The organism is Shewanella sp. MTB7 (assembly GCF_027571385.1).
In the GTDB taxonomy this organism is placed as follows: domain Bacteria; phylum Pseudomonadota; class Gammaproteobacteria; order Enterobacterales; family Shewanellaceae; genus Shewanella.
Window position 1 is genome coordinate 759,882 of the sequence record NZ_CP085636.1, and the last position, 20,622, is coordinate 780,503.

The window sequence follows — 20,622 nt, forward strand, 5'->3', positions numbered from 1 at the left end:
TGATCACCTATAACCCAAAAAATTTAATACTGTTTTGGTAAGTCTGTGCTGCAAAGTCCCTAGGGTTTTGCCCTCTCAGTATGGCAATATATTGTGCAATATAAGGTAGGTATTGAGGTTCGTTCTTACTGGATTTAGGCTTAGGCCTCATGCTTCTAGGCAATAAGTATGGGCTATCTGTTTCAATCAGTATTCTATTGTTGGGGATATCACCAACAAGTTCAGCTAGCTCAGCTCCTCTACGCTCATCGCAAACCCAGCCAGTGATCCCTAAATGCAGATCGAGTGCTAGATAGGCTTCCATACTCTCTCTATTACCTGTAAAACAGTGAAGCAGGGCATTTTTAAGATCGCTACGATATTCTTTAAGAATAGCTAGAAAGTCACCATGAGCATCACGTTCGTGCATTAACACAGGGAGTTGCAGTTCAACGGCTAAAGCTAATTGTGCTACAAAAGCCTCTCTTTGTTTTGAGCGTGGAGAAAAGTCGCGGTTATAGTCTAGCCCGCACTCCCCGATGGCAACCACTTTTGCTGATGTGGCGAGTAATCGCAGTTTATCGGCACTAGTGTCGTCCCATTCACTGGCGTGATGTGGATGGGTTCCGGCAGTGCAATATAGGTGTTGCGGATATTCAAGGCAGCAAGCTATCGCTTGTTCACTCTCTTTTAGATTACTGCCAATAACAATAAGCGGTGAAACCCCTTGGGCCACCGCTCGTTGAATAATCTCGTCTCTATTTTTTTCGAGGGCGCTGCCAATGAGGTTGACAGCGATGTCTATGTATTCAGACATTACTTTAGACGTTTCACTCGAATGGTCGAGTTGTGTGCGTCTGTGCCTAAGATAAAAGAGCCAAGCGCCGCTTTTTCGATAAATACAGTTTGATCCACTTTTAACTTGTAACGGCGACCGTCGGTTTGCTTCCAGACTTGGCCATTGCTAAAGCTAATTTTTAGTGCGCCGTAGGGGTCTTTGGTGAGTGAAGCGACTTGCAGATAGATCTTATCAATCTTATCTACTTCCGTTTTTTTGAGACTACCAAACTCATCTTCAATATTCGTTGGAAGCGTAACGGGAACGGGTCTAGCTGCAACTGTAGCAGATGCCACAGTCGCAAGAGTTGTCGGACTCTTTACTTTCACTGTTTGTGCAAGTGCGTCAAAACAGATAAGCCTATCAAGCTTATCTGTAATCGACGCGCAAGCTGATAGCTCTTGCTCTATGCCTGCTGTGGCATTAGCCGATATCAAGATAGCGGCTGTAGTGATCCAAAATTTGCGCATTAATATTCTCCCTTATGATATTTGAGCGCGCCATTATTTAGCTAATTAGCATGTGCCTATTTAACTTGTTGGCCAGGTTTATCCTGTTTTTCTTGCTCATCGTCTTCTTCATCATCCTTTTTACTGTAGAAACGAGCAGCAATCAATCCTACTTCAAATAATATCAGCATAGGTACGGCTAACATTGTCTGAGAAATGATATCTGGTGGAGTGAGCAACATACCAATAACAAAGGCGCCGACGACGATATAGGGACGTTTAGCTTTAAGCTCTTCTGGCGTAGTCACGCCAGCCCAACAGAGCAATATCACTGCAATTGGGATCTCAAATGCTAAACCAAAAGCAAAGAACAGCTTTAAAATGAAGCTTAAATAGCTCGTTATATCAGTTGCAACTTGTACACCCTCTGGAGCGACACTGGTAAAGAATCCAAATACCACAGGGAAGACAATATAGTAAGCAAATGCGATACCTAGATAAAACAAAAAAGTGCTACTAGCAAGCAGTGGCATCATTAGTCGTTTTTCATGCTTATACAAGCCTGGTGCGATAAAAGACCAGATTTGGTACAGGACATAGGGAATAGCAATAAAAAATGCTAAAACCAGTGTCAGCTTAAAGGGAGCAAAAAACGGCGCGGCAACATCGGTTGCAATCATACTACTGGCTTCGGGCATGACGTCCATTAGTGGCGTTGCCACATAATGGTAGATATCATTTGCCCAATATGCGATGCAGGCAAAGATTAAGAGTACACTGCCGACCGCGCGAAGTAATCTGGTACGTAGTTCAAGTAAATGACTAATGAGAGGCTGCTGTTGAGACATGGACTACCTGTTAGATTTGTCTGAGTTAGCGTTAACCTCAGCTGTTGGAGCCTCTGAAGGAGTGTTATCCGATGGCACAGAACTACTGGCCGAAGGTGTTTCTTCTACCTTATAAGGACGATTGACAGACTGAGCTGCTTCTTTTAACTGGTCGATCGATTCTTGTAACTCTGGAGAAAGATTTTTAAGACCTTGACCTTCAGCTTTTTTAAGATCTGAATGCAGTTGCTCAATTTTGAGTTCCTGCTCAAGCTCATCTTTGACAGAGTTAGCCATACGTTTCATGGCTCGGATCCAACCTGTGATTGAGCGAACTGCAACCGGAAGTCTTTCAGGGCCTAGTACTACTAGCCCTAAAATACCGATCAACAGCAGTTCCATAAAACCAATACCGTCGAACATAAGAGGTTATACCTGTTCTTTATCCTTGGACTCACTCTTTTTCTCTGCGTTTGGAGCTGTTTTCTCTACGCTAGGAGCCGTTTTTTCAGCAGTAGTTTCTTCAAGTGCTTTCTTCTCTTCTTCAGAAGACATGGCGTTCTTAAAACCTTTTACTGCGCCGCCTAAATCACCACCAAGTGAGCGTAATTTCTTGGTTCCAAATAATAATATTACGATCACAGCGATGATCAGAAGTTGCCAAATGCCCATATTACCCATGAAATTTTCCTCAAAAATATGTATATAGTTCTATTATGAACTTATCGTTTATTAGTGCTAGCTAAAGTTTGCTATTTTTTGGTCTAGATCGCCAGCCAAGTAACCAGGTTACCGTGCCAGCACAGATACTGCCATAAGACGCCCATAGTGTAGAGTGTTGATTGAGTAAAATCGTGCCGCAGATCACTAAAACAGCTGAAGTGATTAAAAGATAGTTACTCTTATGGGCTTTTTGTTGTTGTTTGACGTAGCGATCCAGCATCTTGTTCTGAGATCTGACGAAGTTTTTACCCATTTTAAGGTTGTCATAAACTAGCTCTGGGAGCTCAGGGAACTTGTCGATCCAGTAAGGGAACTCTTTTTTGATCTTACTCGCCATCCCTTTCGGGCCAACTTGTTGTGACATCCACTCTTCAAGGAAAGGTTTTGCCGTTTGCCACAGATCGAGTTGTGGGTAGAGTTGGCGGCCTAGGCCTTCAATATAGAGTAAGGTCTTCTCTAATAATACCAGTTGAGGCTGGACGACCATATCGAACCGTCTGGCGGTGCGGAACAACTCAAGTAGCACGTGGCCGAATGAAATCTCATCCAGTGGCTTATTGAACATAGGCTCACAAACGACTTTCACTGCTTGTTCGAACGCAGCGATATCAGTATCTGCTGATACCCAACCTGACTCAATATAGAGCTGGGCAATACGGTAATAATCCCGATTGAAAAAGGCGAGGAAATTCTCGGCTAAATAGCGCTTATCTTCATCGGTCAGGGTGCCCATAATGCCACAATCTAAACCAATATAATAAGGATCTTCTGGATGTTCTCGACTGACAAAAATGTTGCCAGGATGCATATCTGCATGGAAAAAGTTATCTCTGAACACTTGAGTGAAAAATAGCTCTACACCTTTTTCAGCCAAGATTTTAAGGTTAGTGCCTTGTGCTTTTAAGGCCGCCATATCGGAAACCGAAATTCCGTCGATGCGCTCCATAACGATCAAGCGGGTAAAACAAAGCTCTTCATACATATAAGGGATGTACAGTGAGCCAGAGTCTAAGAAATTATTTCTCAGCTTGACGGCGTTGAGCGCTTCGAGCTTAAGGTTGAGCTCACCTTCAATCGTGGTGCGATACTCTTCAACCACCTCAGCAGGGCGCAAGCGGTTGCCATTACCTAAGATGGCTTCCATAAAGTTCGCGACTTGAGACATTAACTGAATATCGGCATGAACCTGAGCTTCAACATTGGGCCTTAACACTTTAAGTACCACGGCTTTGCCATTGGACTTTAGTGTGGCGGTATGGACCTGTGAAATTGAAGCTGATGCGAGGGGAGTATTGTCGAAATCATCGAAATAAGTATCGATAGCGGTACCAAGCTCTGTTTCTATCATCTCTCTGGCAATCGCTGAATCGAAGGGAGGGACTCTATCTTGCAACATAGCCAACTCTTCGGCCCATTCATCATCGAGTAGATCGCGACGTGTCGACAACATCTGACCAAATTTGATATATACCGGACCCAGTTCCTGCATGGCTAACTTTAGTCGCTCGCCGCCGACTTTATTTTTGTGCTTGTTTCTAACCCAAAACAGGCTGCAACGTAGGAGTCTGAAGTACCATGGCGTCATTTTAGAGGGAATTAACTCATCTAAGCCATAGTGTAGGCTGGTTCTAATAACCTGATAAGCACGCTTGATACTGGAGACTGTCATGTTTTCGCTGTAGTCCTAGTTTGTAAGTCATTAATTCGCTTTTCTATGGCATCAATGTCGGCCACAAGATCATCGATTCTATCACCTAAATGAATAAACTCTATTTCATGGGGCGCCAATTTATACTCTTCGGTGGTTAATTGACCGACATGGTCGCGACTTTTACGAAACACGCGTCTTATATCGTTTTTTGCCTGCTCAATCCCAGTGATTAGCAAATGAGTCGGGGCATCACCCAAATAGTTAGAAATAGGTTCGGCGAAGTCGAATTCGACTTTTTGCAGAAAATGGCTAAAGGTTTGTAATAGGTTAAGATCGCCTTCTAAACTGAGTTTATCTTGTTTAATGAGTTCAGTGAGGTTGGCACCTTCGGTCAGCTGGTAGAGCGTGGTTATGTCGGCATTCACTTTGGTGGTGACTTCGCCCTCATATTTACCAAGGACTTGTATTTCTCGTGCAAATATAAGATAGATAGGCCAGCTGAGTTGACTCAGCTGGATACAGAGCACTTTTCCATGAAGTGAGCGCAGCTTGGCGTATTCATCGGGGGATTGGGCTAAAACGTGCTGTAAAGCCGTTTCTAGACCAGCACTGAGTAGCAAAGCTAATTCACGTTTCATGGCTTTCTCTATTAAAATTTATAGCCCTTATGAAGCGCAACAATGCCATCTGTCATATTGGTGTATTCAACTTGCTCAAAACCTGCTTCGACCATCATCCCCTTTAACGTATCTTGATCTGGATGCATACGAATAGACTCTGCTAAGTATTCGTAGCTGTCGGCGTCTTGAGTAATTAACGATCCCATTTTAGGTAAAATCTTGAAACTGTATAAGTCATAAATTTTACGCATAATATCGTGCTGAGGCTTTGAAAATTCAAGAATCAGCAGCTTTCCACCCGGCTTTAGTACACGTAACATAGAGCGAATAGCCGCATCCTTGTCGGTGACATTTCTTAAACCAAAGGCGATGGTAATGATATCGAAATGATTGTCAGGAAATGGCAAAGCTTCGGCATTTGCCTGTACGTAGTTAACGTTACCGACAATACCTTTGTTTCTAAGTTTTTCACGGCCGACTTTAAGCATGGAATCATTGATATCCGCAAGCGTTACTTGACCTCTATCACCCACGATATGAGAGAATTTTGCCGTCAAGTCACCTGTACCACCAGCAAGATCCAGCACTTTCATACCCGGACGAGCACCAGCACTTTCGATAGTGAATCGCTTCCACATGCGGTGAATACCGAAGGACATGACATCATTCATGATGTCATATTTGGCTGCGACAGAATGAAAAACATCAGCAACCAAGTCGGCCTTTTGATCGCTTTCAACTGTTTTGTAACCGAAATGGGTACTGTTTGGTGTGCCCTCTGACATCTATGTTTTCCTATTTACTTAAAAAATAATGATGAGTTTAAGCCATTCAATCATGTTGCAATATCACTCATCAACCACAGTGTGAGCTAGGTGAGTTATCTGTATCTAGATTTGCTTAAAATGAGTCCTAGCGCAGAGTTTCGCCCAACAGGCTGGTCGTTATACCGCTAAGACATTCTGCCAGTGAGGCATTATACCCAAACTGCTTTAATAAGCGAGTTTCTGAGCTTGGGTTCTTGCTTGAATATAAGCATAAATAAGCTCACTGATACTTTGTCCTGTTTCGCGGTAACCAGCTTGAACTCCAGCTACATGGCAGCTCGGTGCGGCTTCTGCAAGATGCAGATAACTACAGGCCGTGTTTTTGGCGATGGTGTGGACATAATGTAAGGCATCGATCAAAGGGATCCCTGCAGCTGTTGAGGCGCTGCTTGGCATATTGGTGATGGCATCGAGATCAAGCTCAAGGGCGACTGGGAGTTGGCTGTTATTGAGTTTAATGACTATTTCTTCTAAGGCTGCTGTTAAGCTGATTTCACGGCGTACCCAGATAGATTGAAGTGTATGCCAATGACCACCAAATGCGCTTAACTGAGACAGTGTCTCTTCACTATTTTTCAGTTCATGCATCCCAAGTATATGGTAATAACCTAGTGCGCCGCTCGCTGCTGCATAGCTGAACCCGTTACCACTGTGGCGGCCTTCTCGAGGGCGAAAATCGCTATGGGGATCTAAATTAACCGCTGCTATTGGTTTATTGTAAGCTTGCTTTGCAGCCATCAAAAGACCGTAAGCATTGTTATGCCCGCCGCCTATTACTATAGGCTCAAATCCTGCGGCCATTACTTGTGCAGTAATTTCAATAACCCGCTTATCCAGAGATTCAACATTGGCCCTGAGGACATCAGCAGATGTGCCTTCTGCTAACTGAAGGTCATCGGTCTTTATTTGACCCAATACTAAGCATTGCTTGCCATTAAAAAAGCGATTTGATTGCAGATTAAGAAATTGTGCCATCGCAGATTCGAACGCATCGCTTGCACCACCACGACCTAAATTAGCACGGGGGCCGATATCTTCACCGATGCCAATGATCACAAAACGAACTTGGTTATTTTTTGCTGTGTTTAATGTTTCTTCTAAACTGGTATCTTGCTTATGTGTCAATATGGTTTGAGCCAGTTTAGTTTCGCCCGCTCTATGTGTGACCAGTTGTTGACATTGCCGCTGGGTGAAAGGAAGTAAGTACTGCATATTGATTTAGTTCTTATTCTGATGCGTATGCTTACATTGTGGCCTAATGTGTTAGGGGTTATCAATAAAATAGTGGTGCAGTGAATTATTGTCGTTTTGAGTGTTCCACAAACTTATGGTTATAGAAGGGGGGAGAAGAGGAACCACTTAATGGCTTAGAGAGGGGGAGCTATAATGTATTGCTGGTTAATTGAATAGATCAAAAAAGACGATGAGAGCTTAATCTTATCGTCTTTTAAAGTAGATCTAGCCTAAGACATTAGTCGATATCTAATGGCTCTGGTGACAGAATGATACCTGTGTTGTCAGCGTAAACATGATCGAGAGGTAGGAAAGTGACCCCTCCGAAGTTCACTGGGATCTCAAGTTCACCGACTGAATTACTGTCAGCGCCGACAGGAATAGAGGCCATAGCTTGAATACCGATATCAAGATCTTCTAATGCATCGACATCTCTAACTGAGCCGTAAACTATGATCCCTTCCCAGTTATTATCTACAGCAACTCGTGCGATAGATGCATCAATAAGCGCGCGTCGCAGTGAACCGCCACCATCGACAAGGAGCACTCTACCTTCGCCTGGCTGTTGTAGTGCGTCGATAATCAGACCGTTGTCCTCGAAACACTTAATCGTGCTGATTGAGCCACCGAAAGAGTTACAACCACCATAGTTACTGAACATCGGTTCGACAACATCAACGACATCGATGTAAGTGTCACAAAGTTCTGAGGTGTTGTATTCCATAGTCATACTCCTGAAATCAATAATGTGCCGAGTAAGGCACAACTAGGTAGTTGTAGCTAGTATATAAGGCTTTCTTAAAAAGAAAAGTGCTATCAATCACGCAATTGTCAATAGCAACGATTGTTAACGTTTACTTGTTTTAGGAACATGGCCCTCAAATTCCCTTATTGGGTGGCAGAAGTATGGGTTAATACTAAGCTGGTACACTTAATTTGCAGACCGTTGAGAATGTCACAAGTTAATTTCTTATCTTTAGATCTCCTATAGACATCAGTTAGTTTTTTATGTTCTAGAGATGATATTTTCGAACGCTTCCCCTTTTATTCTGCATTCATTTGGTGCTAACGTCATTTTTTTTGATACTTGTTGGTTTTTTCTCTTGTTTGCGACTGTTGACTTAAACTGGTTATTTTATAGACTAGTGAGCCTCGTTAGGGGTTGTGATTATAGGGAGATAAGATGCTATCTGTGGAGGGATATGAAAAAAAACGGGTCTCAATACGGTTTACAGTGGTTAGCATATTTATCTTAGCGACCGTACTAACTGCTGCCATAGCGATAGGTTTGCAGTACTATTTTAGTCAATCTATGGCAACACAGTCTGCACTAAAATATTATAATTTTAATGCGGAACGTACCAGTAAATATTTATCTCAAGTGGACACTCAGGCTGTCAATATCACTAAATTGCTCTCAGGTTTAGATCAGTTAATTGAAGTCGATATCTTTAATCGTAAAGCCTTACATACTTTTGCCGAGTTGATGCAGGTAAACCCTATCTATTTTTCGATTAATCTTGGTTTACCTAACGGTGATTTTTACCAATTGGTCAACCTCGATTCATCCCCTTTGATAAGGGATCTGTTTTTGGCGATACCAGATGATCGTTGGGTGTTTATATTTGTCACTGGCAAGGGAGCAAAACGGATAAGGGAGATTAGTTATCTTGATAACCGTTTTCGCGAGCGGGTTCGTCGTGATGAGTTCACCGATTATGACCCAAGAGGCAGGCCATGGTTTATTAATGCCGTCGATGGGAGTGTGTCGAGAACTCAACCTTACCTATTCGAACTTACTCAATCACCGGGGCAGACCTATTCGATTAAACTACCAGATACTAATGCTGTTTTAGCCGTCGATATCACCCTATCTAGCCTTTCCAGATATCTGGGGGTGATTGGTCGTAGTATAAGCAGTGAATTTGAAAGTGAGGTTTATATGTATAAACCTTCCGGTGAAGTGATTGCCTCTAATCAACGGAAATTACATCAGATTGAGATTCCAAAATCTGAGCGTCTAACACTGACACAAAAACAGCTCGACTTTATCGACACTATGCCTGTGTTACGGGTCTCCAATGAGACGGATTGGCCGCCGATAGATTTTGCTATCTCAGGTCAACCTTTAGGTTATGGGATTGACATTATGGATCTCATTTCTCAGATGACAGGGTTAAAACTGACTTATGTGAATGGGTTCACTTGGCAAGAGCTGATCGGTGCCTATAAGTCAGGTAAGATAGAGTTGCTGCAGTCCATAATAAAGACGGAAGATAATAAACAGTTAGGTATCTTTAGCGAGCCATTTCTCACCCTGGCGTACTCTTTGGCGACCTTAAGTAACGTAGTGACAATTGGCCATGTCTCAGATCTTAATGGACACAAGGTTGCTGTGTCAGCAGGCTGGTCAATCATCCCCTCTGTGAAGCGATATTACCCAGAAGTTGAGTTAGTGGAATATGCCTCTAGTTATGAGTCTCTTTTGGCTGTAAAGCGAGGAGAGGTGTTTGCAGCACTAGATACCAGAGTCAATTTACACTATACCGCACGAAGATTTTTTATTCAGGGACTCAGCTTTCATGATGAATTGTCCTTTTTACCTCACCAGCTTCCTGGTGGCTTGAATATTTTAGCTAAAAAAGACCATGAACCTCTTATTGAGCTAGTCAATCAGGCTTTAGCTCAAATAACCAAAGAGCAGAAACGTGCCTTAAGGTTGAAATGGTTAGGTAGGGACTCTTTAAGCCAACCGATGAAAACCGTGGGGGTTGTTCCATACAAGGTCTTGATCGATATCGGTGCTAATCCTGAACAATACAAGACATTACAACAACGTTTGATTAAGGGGGTTGAACAGTTTGTCTATGTCACCTCATTTGCTGAGGGACGCTCCCTGTTCGCCATTGTGGTTCCCAGCGAGGCTTTATTGGCTCCGAGTGCCAATAAAGTGTTAACTTCGGTAGTGATCACCGCAATTTGCATGTTAATGATTTTACCCATCTCCTGGCTATTCTCAAACCCCATTATCAGACCAATAACCTTGTTGTGTAGGGAGAATGTAAAGATCAAACATCGACGCTATAACTCAGTAAGTAAGGTTCAGACAAATGTGAAGGAGCTGGATGAGCTTGCCGATTCTATGTTGGAGATGGCTTCGGCTCTTAAAGCTTATGAAGAGTCTCAGAAGGCCTTGATGGAGGCCATTATCCGATTGATTGCACAGGCAATTGATGATAAATCGCCCTATACGGCGGGACACTGTAATCGGGTGCCAGAACTAGGAATAATGCTCGCCAATGCTGCACAAAAAGCGAATAGTGGACCATTTAAAGATTTTTGTTTTAAGAATAAAGATGAGTACCGAGAGTTTAGAATGGCTGCTTGGCTACATGACTGTGGCAAAATCACCACGCCTGAACATATTGTCGACAAAGGGACTAAGCTTGAGGCCAACTATAATCGTATCCATGAGATCCGTATGCGATTTGAGGTGTTGTGGCGTGATGCTGAAATAGAATACTTAAAACAGCTTGCACAATTTCCTAAGAGTGAAAAACTTATGCTTGAGCGGTTGAAAGTACGACATGAACAACTTACAGATGACTTTGAGTTTATTGCCAATGCTAATGTTGGTGGGGAGTACATGGAGCCATCCCATATCGAACGATTGACTCAGTTAGCAAGCATCACTTGGTTAAGGAATTTTGACGATAGGCTGGGTTTATCTCCCATTGAGGAGAGCCATCTGTGTGGAGAGACCTCATTACTACCGACATATGAAAACTTGTTGAGCGATAAAGCAGAACACCATATTCCACGCATCTCTGCAGTTAAATTTAATCCCAAATTTGGCATTAAAGTTCAAGTGCCTGAGCTGCAGTATAATTTGGGAGAGCTATATAATCTCTCTATTTCCAGAGGGACGTTAACTGCAGAGGACAGATATAAGATCAATGAGCATGTCATCACCACGATAAAGATGTTGGAGGGGTTGCCTTTTCCTCCGGAGCTTGCACGAGTTCCGAGATATGCATCGACTCACCACGAAACCCTCAAGGGGACAGGATACCCTAGAAAACTTCACGGTGACGAACTCTCGATACTGGAACGAATTTTAGTGATCGCCGATATTTTTGAGGCATTAACCGCTGCTGACAGACCCTATAAAAAGGCTAAACCTATCAGTGTGGCCGTGGATATTTTGCACAAAATGGCGCTGGATGAACATCTTGATATTGATCTGTTCAGGCTCTTCCTTTCTACGGGCATTTATCTTGAGTATGCCAATAAGTTTCTCAATGCTTCTCAAATTGATGAGGTGGATATAAATCGATATCTTAGTTGATGCTAACTTGTTAATAATCATGATAAAAGTAAGGGTATTATTTTTGTTTAACTTCATTAATTGCTATTGACTTGTTGCTGACTTGTTATAAGATGTTCCCATTCAAGGACGAATGATACAATAGGGATATTATGAGAGCCGTGGCTAATGTAAAAAGTAAGCGATTTACTATTCGTTTCACTGTGGTGGGGATCTTTATTCTAGTCACAATTGTGACCGCCTCTATTGCCATAGGTTTGCAATATTATTTTAGTAAAGCCATGGTGACGGAATCAGCCGTTAAACTTTATAATCTCACCGCTAAAAATACCAGTAGTTACCTTGCTCAAGTTGACAATCAAGCTATCAATACAACTCAACTGCTCTCTAATTTTGACAACTTTGTGATAGATGGGGCTTTTAACCCCGAGGTTCTACACACTTTTTCCGAAGTGATGCGAACTAATTCACTCTTTTATGCTATCTATATCGGTATGCCTAATGGGGATTTTTATGAACTGATTAATCTCGATGCTCATCAGATAATCAGAGAGCAGCTTGGTGCATCTCATTTAGATCGCTGGGTGGTTATCACTATTAATGGAGAGGGAGAACTCCGTCAACGAGAGGAATCATACTTAGATGCTCAGTTTAACCTGCGAGTGACCCGCAGTGAACCGAGTGAATCTGATGCTCGTACAAGACCCTGGTTTGTTAATGCTAATAGTGAAGCAGTTTCTAAAACAGAACCTTACTTATTCCAGCATCTGCAATCACCGGGTCAAACTTACTCGATAAAACTGGCAGAATCGGGTGCTGTTCTCGGCCTTGATATCGCTCTTTCCACCCTGTCTGACTACCTTATTGTACAGGGAGAAGATGAAGAGGGTGTCACTCAAAAGCAGATATACCTGTATAAACAGAGTGGTGAGTTGATAGCATCTAACCAAGTGCCGACTCGTGATGTTGAAATTCCTGAATCTAAGACATTGTCTCTAAGCGTGAAGCAGCGGGAACTTGTCTCGATGACAGAACCGCTATTTGTATCGAATGAGACTGATTGGGCTCCCATCGATTTTGCGATCTCAGGAATGCCTCAAGGTTATAGTATTGATATCATCAATCTAATCGCAGATATGACAGGCTTACGGATCCGTTATAACAATGGTTTTAGTTGGAGTGGGCTAGTTGAGAGTTATAAAGCACAGGAGATAGACCTTTTACATTCAGTAATAAAAACGCAAGAGACAATGTCATTAGGTGTATTTAGTGAGCCTTTTTTAGAGCTTCCTTTTGCGATTGTTACTCAAAAAGGATCTCGAAAAATAACCCATATAAGGCAGTTGCAGGGGAAGCAGCTTGCTATCCCTAAGGGCTGGTCAATTATTGAGGTGATTAAACAAGATTATCCAGAGGTCGAGGTCGTTGAAATGCCTTCGACCTATGCCATATTACAGGCGGTAGAACAAGGAGAAGTGTTCGCTGCTTTGGATAACAGCATCATACTGCATTACACGGCAAATCAATTCTTTGTAGAGCAGATCCAATTTCACGAACAACTCGATTTCTCCCCCGTTAAGGTCAATACAGGCTTGCATATTGTGATGCCAAGACAGGAAGCAGCAGTTATTGAGATAATAAATCTAGCTCTGGCAAATATCACACAGGAACAAATTAAAGCATTAAGAGTTAAATGGTTTGGAGAAGGGGTTAAAAAGACCTTGTTGACACAGGGAACCGTTCCTTTTGAAGTATTGATTGATTTAGCTAATGAACCAAAAGATCAGAGAACATTAATTCGCTGGGACCTTAATGGTATTGAGAAGTTCATTTATGTGACTCCATTCGGCGATGCCTCTGCCGGAGGCCGTGAATACTTTGCCATTATAGTGCCAATTGAACAGTTGCTCGCTTCAAGTATTGAGAAAGTCCAACAATCTATTTTAATGACCTGCATATGTCTGCTGTTGGTGTTGCCTATTTCCTGGTTGCTTTCATCACCAATCATTCGTCCGATTAAGCTATTGGCCATTGAAAATGAAAAGATAAAAAACCGTCAATATAATCAAGTGAGACGTGTTGACTCTAATATCTCTGAGTTGGATGAACTGGCGAACTCTATTATGGATATGTCTAACTCTATTCAGCTTTACGAAGAGAATCAAAAGGCCTTGATGGAATCATTTATCAAGTTAATTGCTCAGGCAATCGATGATAAATCTCCTTATACTGCAGGGCACTGTAATCGTGTGCCTGAACTTGGTTTGATGTTAGCTGATGCAGCAGAGAAATCAGAGCTTGCACCTTTTAAAGCATTTAAATTTAATTCAGAGGATGAGCACAGAGAGTTCAGAATTGCAGCTTGGTTACATGATTGTGGCAAGATCACCACACCTGAATTTATTGTCGATAAAGGGACTAAGCTTGAAGCGGTTTATAATCGTATTCATGAAGTACGTATGCGTTTCGAAGTGCTTTGGCGTGATGCCGAGATTGATTACCTTAAGCGTATCTCTTCTGGCTTCACCTCTACCTCTTCTAAGGCTGAGCCGAGTGAGTTACATCTTGCAGAGCTAACCCATAAGCGAAATCAATTGATTACGGACTTTGAGTTTATCGCTAATGCTAATATTGGCGGTGAATTTATGGGGCAAGAAAACAAAGAGCGTTTAGCTCAACTTGCCAACATTACTTGGGAGCGTCATTTCGACGATAGACTCGGGCTTTCACCTATCGAAGAGCTTAATCTAAGCAAGCAAACTGCGGAGGAAAGCTACCCTGTTATCGAGTCGTTGTTAAGAGATAAGCCTGAGCATATTATTAAACGTATCAGTAACGTTGAGTTTGATCCTAAGTTTGGTATTAAGATGGATATCCCAGAGCATCAATACAACCTAGGTGAACTCTATAACCTCTCCATCTCCAAAGGTACCTTGACAGCAGAGGATAGGTTTAAGATTAATGAACACATGATCAGCACAATCAAGATATTGGAAACTTTACCTTTTCCACCTGAGCTTGCTCGTGTGCCAAGATATGCTTCGACCCACCACGAAACGTTAAAAGGCACTGGATACCCCCGAAAACTTAGCGCTGAGGATCTCTCTATTCCTGAACGAATTCTTGTGGTTGCCGACATTTTTGAAGCCTTGACCGCAGCCGACAGACCCTATAAAAAGGCGAAACCTCTCAGTGTTGCCATTGATATACTTTATAAGATGGCTCTGGATCAGCATCTGGATATGGATATTTTTAAGCTATTCCTCACCAGTGGGATCTATCTTGAATATGCTCACAAGTTTCTCGACCCTAAACAGATCAATGAAGTGGATATTGCTAAATATCTGGATGATGCGCCACTGAAGCGCAGTGCTTAAATAGCCAAAAAATAATTGCAGTAGTTAAAGACCTTGAGAGTAAACCGCCATTCCGAACGAATTTCAGAATGGCGGATTGCTGATTTTAAGCAAGACCTCAACCCTCCATCTTTACTTTAAACGTAATGTGATGATAACTCTTTTCTCAATCCTTCCAAGCTGAGCATGATGCTATTAAAGAGACCATAAGCTAAAAACAAATTAATGGTTCAAGGTTGATCACATGTTAGAATGCGCCCGGTAAGTCAATTGACTTCTCGATAGGCTGTTAAGCCTCTCCCTTATTTCCTACCATTGATTAGAGTTTTTATGAAACGGATTTTACTGTTAACCCTATGTGCATTTTCTAGCGCGGCCATCGCCGTTGAACCTCTGTTTGAAACACCAGAAAATATGGAGCCGACATGGGTTGATGAGATCCTGTCAGTCTTTGGTGCCGATGGTGAGTTTGATGACAGCAAAGCCATCGATATGAGTTACCTGCCAACGGCATATTACACGCCAGAGAAAAAGTTTGGTATAGGCCTGTTAATGGTCGGGTTATACAAAACCGACAACGCAACAAGTGAAGAGCAGCCATCCTCGTTAGTGTTAAATTCGTTTGTGTCGATGAACAACTCCTATGGCGTTGCAATTGAAAACATGACATTTTTCAACCAAGGTAAGCAACGATTATTGTTGGAGTTAGAGCTGCACAATGAAGCTTCGGTTTATTATGGTCAAGGTATCACACAAGGTAATCTAGACCGTAATCATCATGAGTTTGAGGAGCAGTTATACAGCTTCAAGCCTCGCTGGATGACAGAAGTTGCGGATAACTATTTTATCGGTGTTGGCGCTGATTTTATCTACGCCAGTGCAGAACAATTTCAGTTAGCAGAAACTGAAATTCCAGTGGACTCAACCGATATTTTGCCTAACAACGTGAGTTCTGGTGTCGTGGTAACCAGTATCTATGATTCACGAGATTATCGCTTAAATGCTACCAAAGGTTGGTTATTTCAAATTGATGCCGGCTTATATCAAAACAGTGAATACGCTTCGTTTTCGACCTATGACATTGAGTTAGCCAATTACATAGACTTGAGTTCAACATCTTTGTTGAGCTCAGCGCCGGGACTTATCGCATGGCAAGTTCAGGGACATTTTACCGATGGTGATGTGCCTTGGAATTTGTTACCTGATTTAGGTGGTTCTAATGCCATGCGCGGTTATATTAAAGGGCGTTATCGTGATGAGCAGATGATGATGGGACAAGTTGAGTATCGCTTACCCGTATTCCAACGTTATGGCATGGTCTTTTGGGGCGCAGTCGGCAGCGTAGCACCAAAGATAAACGATCTGACTGAGGAGTTATTAACTTCATATGGCACCGGGTTTCGTTTTAAAATCAAAGACAACATCAATTTGCGTCTTGATGTGGGCGTAGGTGAAAATGAAACCAATTTCTATCTGAATGTGAATGAAGTTTTCTAGTATGATGAAGAATTGCTTCACTGCGAATACGTTCACTTTTTTACTCATGTTAGCGCCATTGCTAGTGACTAATACAGCCTCTGCAAGTGAACAACAAAAGCAAGAACATCAGTTCACAAAGTGCAGCCGCATCTCGAATTATGTCATTTATCTGAGTGGCATAAATGTTGGAATCATGAATCGAACTGAGGCTTGGCAGGGAAAGACAGCGGTCGTTACCTCAACAAGCGAAGCCAGCATTTTAGGCATCGGCACTCATTACGAGCAGCGGGCAGAGCTATCTTGGTCGAATATCAATAATGTATGGCTAACCGATACCTTTCATCAAAAAGTGACCGGTTTTCGCTCGAGAGACATGCAGGTAACTTTTGCTAATCATGGCCTCGAGTCTCGGGTTGATATTGATGGTGATATCGACACTTATAAATCTGCAGAGATCCCTTTGCGAGATGTGGACACCTTGGCAATTCAAATTCGTGAGTACTTGCTACAAGGTCGAAAGCAGTTTGCCTTGATCAGGCAAGCGTCCGATGCGATAGAATCTTATCAGTTCTATGTTGAAGAAGTGCAAACAGCAAACATCGAACCATGGGGTGAACTAACCTTAATTCCTGTTGTGCAAACAGGGGCAGAAGACGTCACTTACTACTTTGCTCCTGCAATGGATTACCAATTAATTAAAGCCAAGTATCACGGCATTATACTCCAAGGCCTGATCGAACTTGATAGTTACACCTCATCTTGCGAGCTAAGTGTAGCTCGCTATCCTTGATGCTCTTAAGCCCTCATAAAAGCTATTCACCACTGAGGACAAGGAGAACTACGGAGAAAGGCAACGGCTAAAAGCCTTTGGAAATACTCCAGCTCTTCTGTGCTTACTTAGTAGGCAGGGCTTTAGCCCATCAATAACTTATATCGTATATACAAACCTGACGGCATAAATGCCGACCTACAATAGAAGAAGGCTTGATCGTATATTCTTCTCTGCTTGACCCGTAAGCAAAGCATTCCGTGCAGCCGTAGGCCATTCCGTTATCTGTAGCCGCTTGTGGCATTCGTTTTTATATTAGCGAAGTATTTAGTAGAGAGCTTGCGAACATACTCGTAGGCATGAAGTGCCGTCCTAGCAGGGCGAAGCCCGCTCTATGTGTTGCCTAAAATACTCTTCTCAAGATAATGTATCGACTGTCCACCTTCTGTAAATCCTTCATCTTTTAGTATCTGCTGTAACAGTGGGATATTGGTTGCTATGCCTTCGATGATGAGCTCGTTTAGAGCGGTTTGCATACGAGCGATGGCTTCATCTCGTGTTGCGGCCCAAGTGATCAGCTTGCCTATCATGGAGTCATAAAAAGGAGGAACTGTGTAGCCTGAATAGAGGTGAGAGTCCCAACGTACGCCAAGGCCACCGGGGGCGTGAATAGCTGTGATAGTTCCGGGGGATGGGGTGAATGTATTGGGGTCTTCAGCACTGATGCGGCACTCTATGCTGTGGCCATTGAGTTGAATATCTTGTTGTTTAATCGTGAGCGGTTTGCCCGATGCTATCTCAAGCTGCGCCTGAATCAGATCGACGCCAGTGACCATCTCAGTGATGGGGTGTTCCACCTGAATACGGGTATTCATCTCGATAAAGTAAAATTCACCATCCTCATAGAGAAATTCGAAAGTGCCGGCTCCGCGATAACCTATCGCAACACAAGCGTCGGCGCACTGTGTGCCTATCTGGTTGCGGATGAGGCTATCTATTCCTAACGCGGGTGCTTCCTCTACTACTTTTTGGTGTCTGCGCTGCATGGAGCAGTCACGTTCGCCTAAATGTATTGCATTTCCTTGGCCATCAGAGAGGATCTGAACTTCAATATGGCGAGGCTTTTGAAGGTACTTCTCCATGTAGACATCGCCATTAGCAAAGGCGGCTTTGGCTTCGGCCTGAGTGAGTTCGATAGCTGATAGCAGTTCATCTTGATGATGTACCACTCGCATTCCACGGCCGCCACCACCTGCGGTAGCCTTGATTATCACCGGATAACCGATACGGTCTGCTATTGCTTGATTCAGTTTATGATCTTGAGTCAGCGTGCCATCAGAGCCCGGTACTGTGGGCACGCCAGCTTGTTTCATTGCACTAATCGCTGAAACTTTATCACCCATCAGGCGTATCACATCGGCATTGGGGCCGATAAAGGTAAAGCCACTACGTTCAACCTGTTCGGCAAAGTCGGCGTTTTCAGAGAGAAAACCATAACCAGGGTGGATGGCATCAGCATTCGATTGTGATGCTGCTGCAATTATCGCTGCAATATTAAGGTAGCTTGATAATGGGGATGGCTTGCCTATACAGATGGTTTTATCTGCGTACTTAAGATGGAGCAGATCTCTGTCTGCCGTAGAATGAATCGCCACAGTCTCAATACCAAGCTGAGAGCAGGCGCGTTGAATTCTTAACGCTATCTCACCACGATTGGCAATCAATACGCGTTTCAAAGGAGCTGGCTTCATCCGTCTCTATTCCCTTGGCTATGTATTAAAAATGTGGCTAACTTTTCGATACTCGATACTCGATACTCGATACTACTTTTATTCATCCTCGATAACTATTAAGGCTTGATCGAACTCGACCCCTTCGCCGTTTTCAACAAGGATCTTGGTGATGATGCCTGAGCGTACCGCTTCTATCTGATTCATCATCTTCATCGCTTCGATAATGCAGATAATCTGTCCCTGTTGGACCTTTTGGCCTACTTTACACAGAAGCTCCGCATCTGGCGACGGAGAAAGATAGAAGGTGCCGACCATAGGTGAGATAACCGTGTTAGCCTCATTAAAATCGGCTAAATCCTCTGTATCTAGTGCACTCACTCCGGTGTTCATCGTCGTGTTTACCAATTGAGAGGAGGAAGCAGAGTAGACTTGCTGACTTGGCTGCTCCAAGCTTTTATGGGGAACATATTGACAGATCCTCACCGATTCTTCACCTTCGGTGACCTCGAGCTCAGCGATGCCGGACTCTTGTACTAACTCGATCAGCTTTTTAATTTTTCTAATATCCATGGTGGTTCCAATTAGTCACTGGTGAAAATGTCTACGAACTAGGCAGGTGTTTCTTGTAAGCGACTTATCGCTGCTTTGAGCGCAAATTGGTATCCATCGGCACCTAAGCCACAGATAACACCGATGGCTTTATCTGAAAAATAGGAGTGATGACGAAAAGGCTCTCGGGCATGAACATTTGATAGATGGACTTCGATAAAGGGGATCGCTACACCTAAAATCGCATCTCTTATGGCAACGCTGGTATGAGTAAATGCAGCGGGGTTGATAATGATAAATTCGGCATCTGTTTGATGAATGGCGTCAATTAACTCGTGCTCAGCATTGGATTGAATATGCTCCAACTCAATCCCTGCATTATTGGCGACACTTTGCAGGTTCTGGACAATACTGTCTAAGGTGTGGTGCCCATAATGACCAGGCTCGCGACGGCCTAATAGGTTCAGATTCGGCCCGTTGACCAATAGAATTTTTGCTTTGCCACTCATATCAAAATCCTTTGAGAATACTGATGAATAGTGCATTAAGGCACTGATAAGAATAATAGTCTGATTTCACCAGAAGTTGACGACGATGTCGACACATGACTGCTTTTTCGACGAAAATTAGGGGGGTATTATGAAAATATTATGGTATTAGCAAGTTTCCTGTTGTTCTCTGTGGGGAGATAACTTCGATTTTAGTGTCAGCACTGGAGTCCAAACTTAGTTCTCAGTAGCGGAAGTAATTGCTCTAGTTTGATATAACCCCGTAGATAACCGCTTAAGTTGCCATTCTCATCGGTGATCAAGGTCATTGGTGTGGCTGGTAGAGCACCTAGCTCACCCATCATGGTTTTCCCCACGAGATAACCGGGGAAGTTTAACTTCATTCTCCATAACTCTCTTCTTAGTGTCACTTTGTCCCCGTGGCTCCCTAATGCCACTATGTTGACGGCAGTAGGACATTGCTGTAACAGTCTATTGAAGGCTTTACCTTGCTTGAAACACCAGGAGCACTGAGGTTCGAAAAACATCATCAAAGTGGGTTTCCCCTTTAGCTTTTGCAGATTTTCTACTTTGTGGCTAGTCAGATTCTCATGCTGGTATGCTAATAATTGTGGTCCTAGATCAGGCTCCGCCGCTTTGGTCGGTGCTATTTGACCCAGCAAGAGTGATATCAACAAAAATAGTATAACCATTGCGTACTTCAGGTTGCGCATAGAGGAGATCTCCTTTTGACCTATAGGACCACAAGAAATT

Annotated in this window: 18 protein-coding genes; 4 read left to right on the plus strand and 14 right to left on the minus strand. The window is 43.0% G+C overall.

The window, feature by feature from the left end; all coding sequences use genetic code 11:
• Positions 1–7: 7 nt before the first annotated feature.
• The 10 genes from HWQ47_RS03115 to rraA form a co-directional block, all read right to left on the minus strand.
• Positions 8–796, minus strand: coding sequence for a TatD family hydrolase (locus tag HWQ47_RS03115; protein ID WP_269969738.1), 789 nt, complete (start codon positions 794–796; stop codon positions 8–10).
• Entirely contained in the window at positions 796–1,287 is a 492-nt protein-coding gene (locus HWQ47_RS03120; protein ID WP_269969739.1) for a hypothetical protein, read from the minus strand. Before HWQ47_RS03120 ends, HWQ47_RS03115 begins: the two co-directional genes overlap by 1 nt.
• A 56-nt stretch (positions 1,288–1,343) precedes the next feature.
• Positions 1,344–2,114, minus strand: coding sequence for a twin-arginine translocase subunit TatC (tatC, locus tag HWQ47_RS03125; protein ID WP_269969740.1), 771 nt, complete (start codon positions 2,112–2,114; stop codon positions 1,344–1,346).
• Between the two features lie 3 nt (positions 2,115–2,117).
• Positions 2,118–2,516: a Sec-independent protein translocase protein TatB gene (tatB, locus tag HWQ47_RS03130; protein ID WP_269969741.1), complete on the minus strand. Its 399-nt coding sequence runs from the start codon at positions 2,514–2,516 to the stop codon at positions 2,118–2,120.
• A 6-nt stretch (positions 2,517–2,522) separates the two neighbouring features.
• The gene (gene tatA / locus HWQ47_RS03135; RefSeq protein ID WP_269969742.1) at positions 2,523–2,774 is read right to left on the minus strand and encodes a twin-arginine translocase TatA/TatE family subunit; all 252 of its coding nucleotides are present in this window, start codon (positions 2,772–2,774) and stop codon (positions 2,523–2,525) included.
• A 61-nt stretch (positions 2,775–2,835) separates the two neighbouring features.
• Complete coding sequence (ubiB, locus tag HWQ47_RS03140; protein WP_269969743.1) at positions 2,836–4,485, minus strand: ubiquinone biosynthesis regulatory protein kinase UbiB; 1,650 nt, start codon at positions 4,483–4,485, stop codon at positions 2,836–2,838.
• Positions 4,482–5,105 (minus strand): ubiquinone biosynthesis accessory factor UbiJ, encoded by a 624-nt coding sequence (locus HWQ47_RS03145; protein WP_269969744.1) that lies wholly within the window; start codon positions 5,103–5,105, stop codon positions 4,482–4,484. The genes ubiB and HWQ47_RS03145 overlap by 4 nt, the downstream gene beginning before the upstream one ends.
• Before the next feature lie 11 nt (positions 5,106–5,116).
• Positions 5,117–5,872, minus strand: coding sequence for a bifunctional demethylmenaquinone methyltransferase/2-methoxy-6-polyprenyl-1,4-benzoquinol methylase UbiE (ubiE, locus tag HWQ47_RS03150; RefSeq protein ID WP_269969745.1), 756 nt, complete (start codon positions 5,870–5,872; stop codon positions 5,117–5,119).
• A gap of 207 nt (positions 5,873–6,079) precedes the next feature.
• Positions 6,080–7,126 (minus strand): formimidoylglutamase, encoded by a 1,047-nt coding sequence (locus tag HWQ47_RS03155; protein ID WP_269969746.1) that lies wholly within the window; start codon positions 7,124–7,126, stop codon positions 6,080–6,082.
• 259 nt (positions 7,127–7,385) lie between these two features.
• Positions 7,386–7,871 carry a ribonuclease E activity regulator RraA gene (gene rraA, locus HWQ47_RS03160; protein ID WP_269969747.1) on the minus strand — a complete coding sequence of 162 codons (486 nt, stop codon included), beginning with the start codon at positions 7,869–7,871 and terminating at the stop codon, positions 7,386–7,388.
• Positions 7,872–8,330: 459 nt separating this feature from the next.
• Between rraA and HWQ47_RS03165 the strand changes: the two genes are divergently transcribed.
• The 4 genes from HWQ47_RS03165 (at position 8,331) to HWQ47_RS03180 (ending at position 17,099) form a co-directional block, all read left to right on the plus strand.
• Positions 8,331–11,495 (plus strand): HD domain-containing phosphohydrolase, encoded by a 3,165-nt coding sequence (locus HWQ47_RS03165; RefSeq protein ID WP_269969748.1) that lies wholly within the window; start codon positions 8,331–8,333, stop codon positions 11,493–11,495.
• A gap of 131 nt (positions 11,496–11,626) precedes the next feature.
• Positions 11,627–14,851, plus strand: a complete 3,225-nt coding sequence (locus tag HWQ47_RS03170) for an HD domain-containing phosphohydrolase (protein WP_269969749.1) — start codon at positions 11,627–11,629, stop codon at positions 14,849–14,851.
• Positions 14,852–15,160: 309 nt separating this feature from the next.
• Positions 15,161–16,327: a BamA/TamA family outer membrane protein gene (locus HWQ47_RS03175; RefSeq protein WP_269969750.1), complete on the plus strand. Its 1,167-nt coding sequence runs from the start codon at positions 15,161–15,163 to the stop codon at positions 16,325–16,327.
• 4 nt (positions 16,328–16,331) lie between these two features.
• A complete protein-coding gene (locus tag HWQ47_RS03180; RefSeq protein ID WP_269971647.1) occupies positions 16,332–17,099 on the plus strand; it encodes a hypothetical protein in 768 nt (255 codons plus the stop codon).
• Positions 17,100–17,470: 371 nt separating this feature from the next.
• On the opposite strand, the gene accC is transcribed toward HWQ47_RS03180, so the two are convergent.
• From accC to HWQ47_RS03200, 4 genes are all read right to left on the minus strand, one after another.
• A complete protein-coding gene (gene accC, locus HWQ47_RS03185) occupies positions 17,471–18,829 on the minus strand; it encodes an acetyl-CoA carboxylase biotin carboxylase subunit (RefSeq protein ID WP_269969751.1) in 1,359 nt (452 codons plus the stop codon).
• Between the two features lie 78 nt (positions 18,830–18,907).
• Positions 18,908–19,381, minus strand: a complete 474-nt coding sequence (gene accB / locus HWQ47_RS03190) for an acetyl-CoA carboxylase biotin carboxyl carrier protein (protein WP_269969752.1) — start codon at positions 19,379–19,381, stop codon at positions 18,908–18,910.
• 38 nt (positions 19,382–19,419) lie between these two features.
• Positions 19,420–19,869 carry a type II 3-dehydroquinate dehydratase gene (gene aroQ, locus HWQ47_RS03195; RefSeq protein ID WP_269969753.1) on the minus strand — a complete coding sequence of 150 codons (450 nt, stop codon included), beginning with the start codon at positions 19,867–19,869 and terminating at the stop codon, positions 19,420–19,422.
• A gap of 197 nt (positions 19,870–20,066) precedes the next feature.
• Positions 20,067–20,582: a TlpA family protein disulfide reductase gene (locus HWQ47_RS03200; RefSeq protein WP_269969754.1), complete on the minus strand. Its 516-nt coding sequence runs from the start codon at positions 20,580–20,582 to the stop codon at positions 20,067–20,069.
• Positions 20,583–20,622 lie beyond the last annotated feature (40 nt).

Excerpts from the sequence above, each read along its gene's own strand:
- rraA (WP_269969747.1), bottom strand. The coding sequence starts at position 7,871 with ATGGAATACAACACCTCAGAACTTTGTGACACTTACATCGATGTCGTT.
- HWQ47_RS03180 (WP_269971647.1), top strand. The coding sequence starts at position 16,332 with ATGAAGAATTGCTTCACTGCGAATACGTTCACTTTTTTACTCATGTTA.
- HWQ47_RS03200 (WP_269969754.1), bottom strand. The coding sequence starts at position 20,582 with ATGCGCAACCTGAAGTACGCAATGGTTATACTATTTTTGTTGATATCA.
- HWQ47_RS03120 (WP_269969739.1), bottom strand. The coding sequence starts at position 1,287 with ATGCGCAAATTTTGGATCACTACAGCCGCTATCTTGATATCGGCTAAT.
- accC (WP_269969751.1), bottom strand. The coding sequence starts at position 18,829 with ATGAAGCCAGCTCCTTTGAAACGCGTATTGATTGCCAATCGTGGTGAG.
- accB (WP_269969752.1), bottom strand. The coding sequence starts at position 19,381 with ATGGATATTAGAAAAATTAAAAAGCTGATCGAGTTAGTACAAGAGTCC.
- tatB (WP_269969741.1), bottom strand. The coding sequence starts at position 2,516 with ATGTTCGACGGTATTGGTTTTATGGAACTGCTGTTGATCGGTATTTTA.
- HWQ47_RS03175 (WP_269969750.1), top strand. The coding sequence starts at position 15,161 with ATGAAACGGATTTTACTGTTAACCCTATGTGCATTTTCTAGCGCGGCC.
- HWQ47_RS03165 (WP_269969748.1), top strand. The coding sequence starts at position 8,331 with ATGCTATCTGTGGAGGGATATGAAAAAAAACGGGTCTCAATACGGTTT.
- aroQ (WP_269969753.1), bottom strand. The coding sequence starts at position 19,869 with ATGAGTGGCAAAGCAAAAATTCTATTGGTCAACGGGCCGAATCTGAAC.
- tatA (WP_269969742.1), bottom strand. The coding sequence starts at position 2,774 with ATGGGTAATATGGGCATTTGGCAACTTCTGATCATCGCTGTGATCGTA.
- ubiB (WP_269969743.1), bottom strand. The coding sequence starts at position 4,485 with ATGACAGTCTCCAGTATCAAGCGTGCTTATCAGGTTATTAGAACCAGC.
- HWQ47_RS03115 (WP_269969738.1), bottom strand. The coding sequence starts at position 796 with ATGTCTGAATACATAGACATCGCTGTCAACCTCATTGGCAGCGCCCTC.
- ubiE (WP_269969745.1), bottom strand. The coding sequence starts at position 5,872 with ATGTCAGAGGGCACACCAAACAGTACCCATTTCGGTTACAAAACAGTT.
- HWQ47_RS03145 (WP_269969744.1), bottom strand. The coding sequence starts at position 5,105 with ATGAAACGTGAATTAGCTTTGCTACTCAGTGCTGGTCTAGAAACGGCT.
- HWQ47_RS03155 (WP_269969746.1), bottom strand. The coding sequence starts at position 7,126 with ATGCAGTACTTACTTCCTTTCACCCAGCGGCAATGTCAACAACTGGTC.
- tatC (WP_269969740.1), bottom strand. The coding sequence starts at position 2,114 with ATGTCTCAACAGCAGCCTCTCATTAGTCATTTACTTGAACTACGTACC.
- HWQ47_RS03170 (WP_269969749.1), top strand. The coding sequence starts at position 11,627 with ATGAGAGCCGTGGCTAATGTAAAAAGTAAGCGATTTACTATTCGTTTC.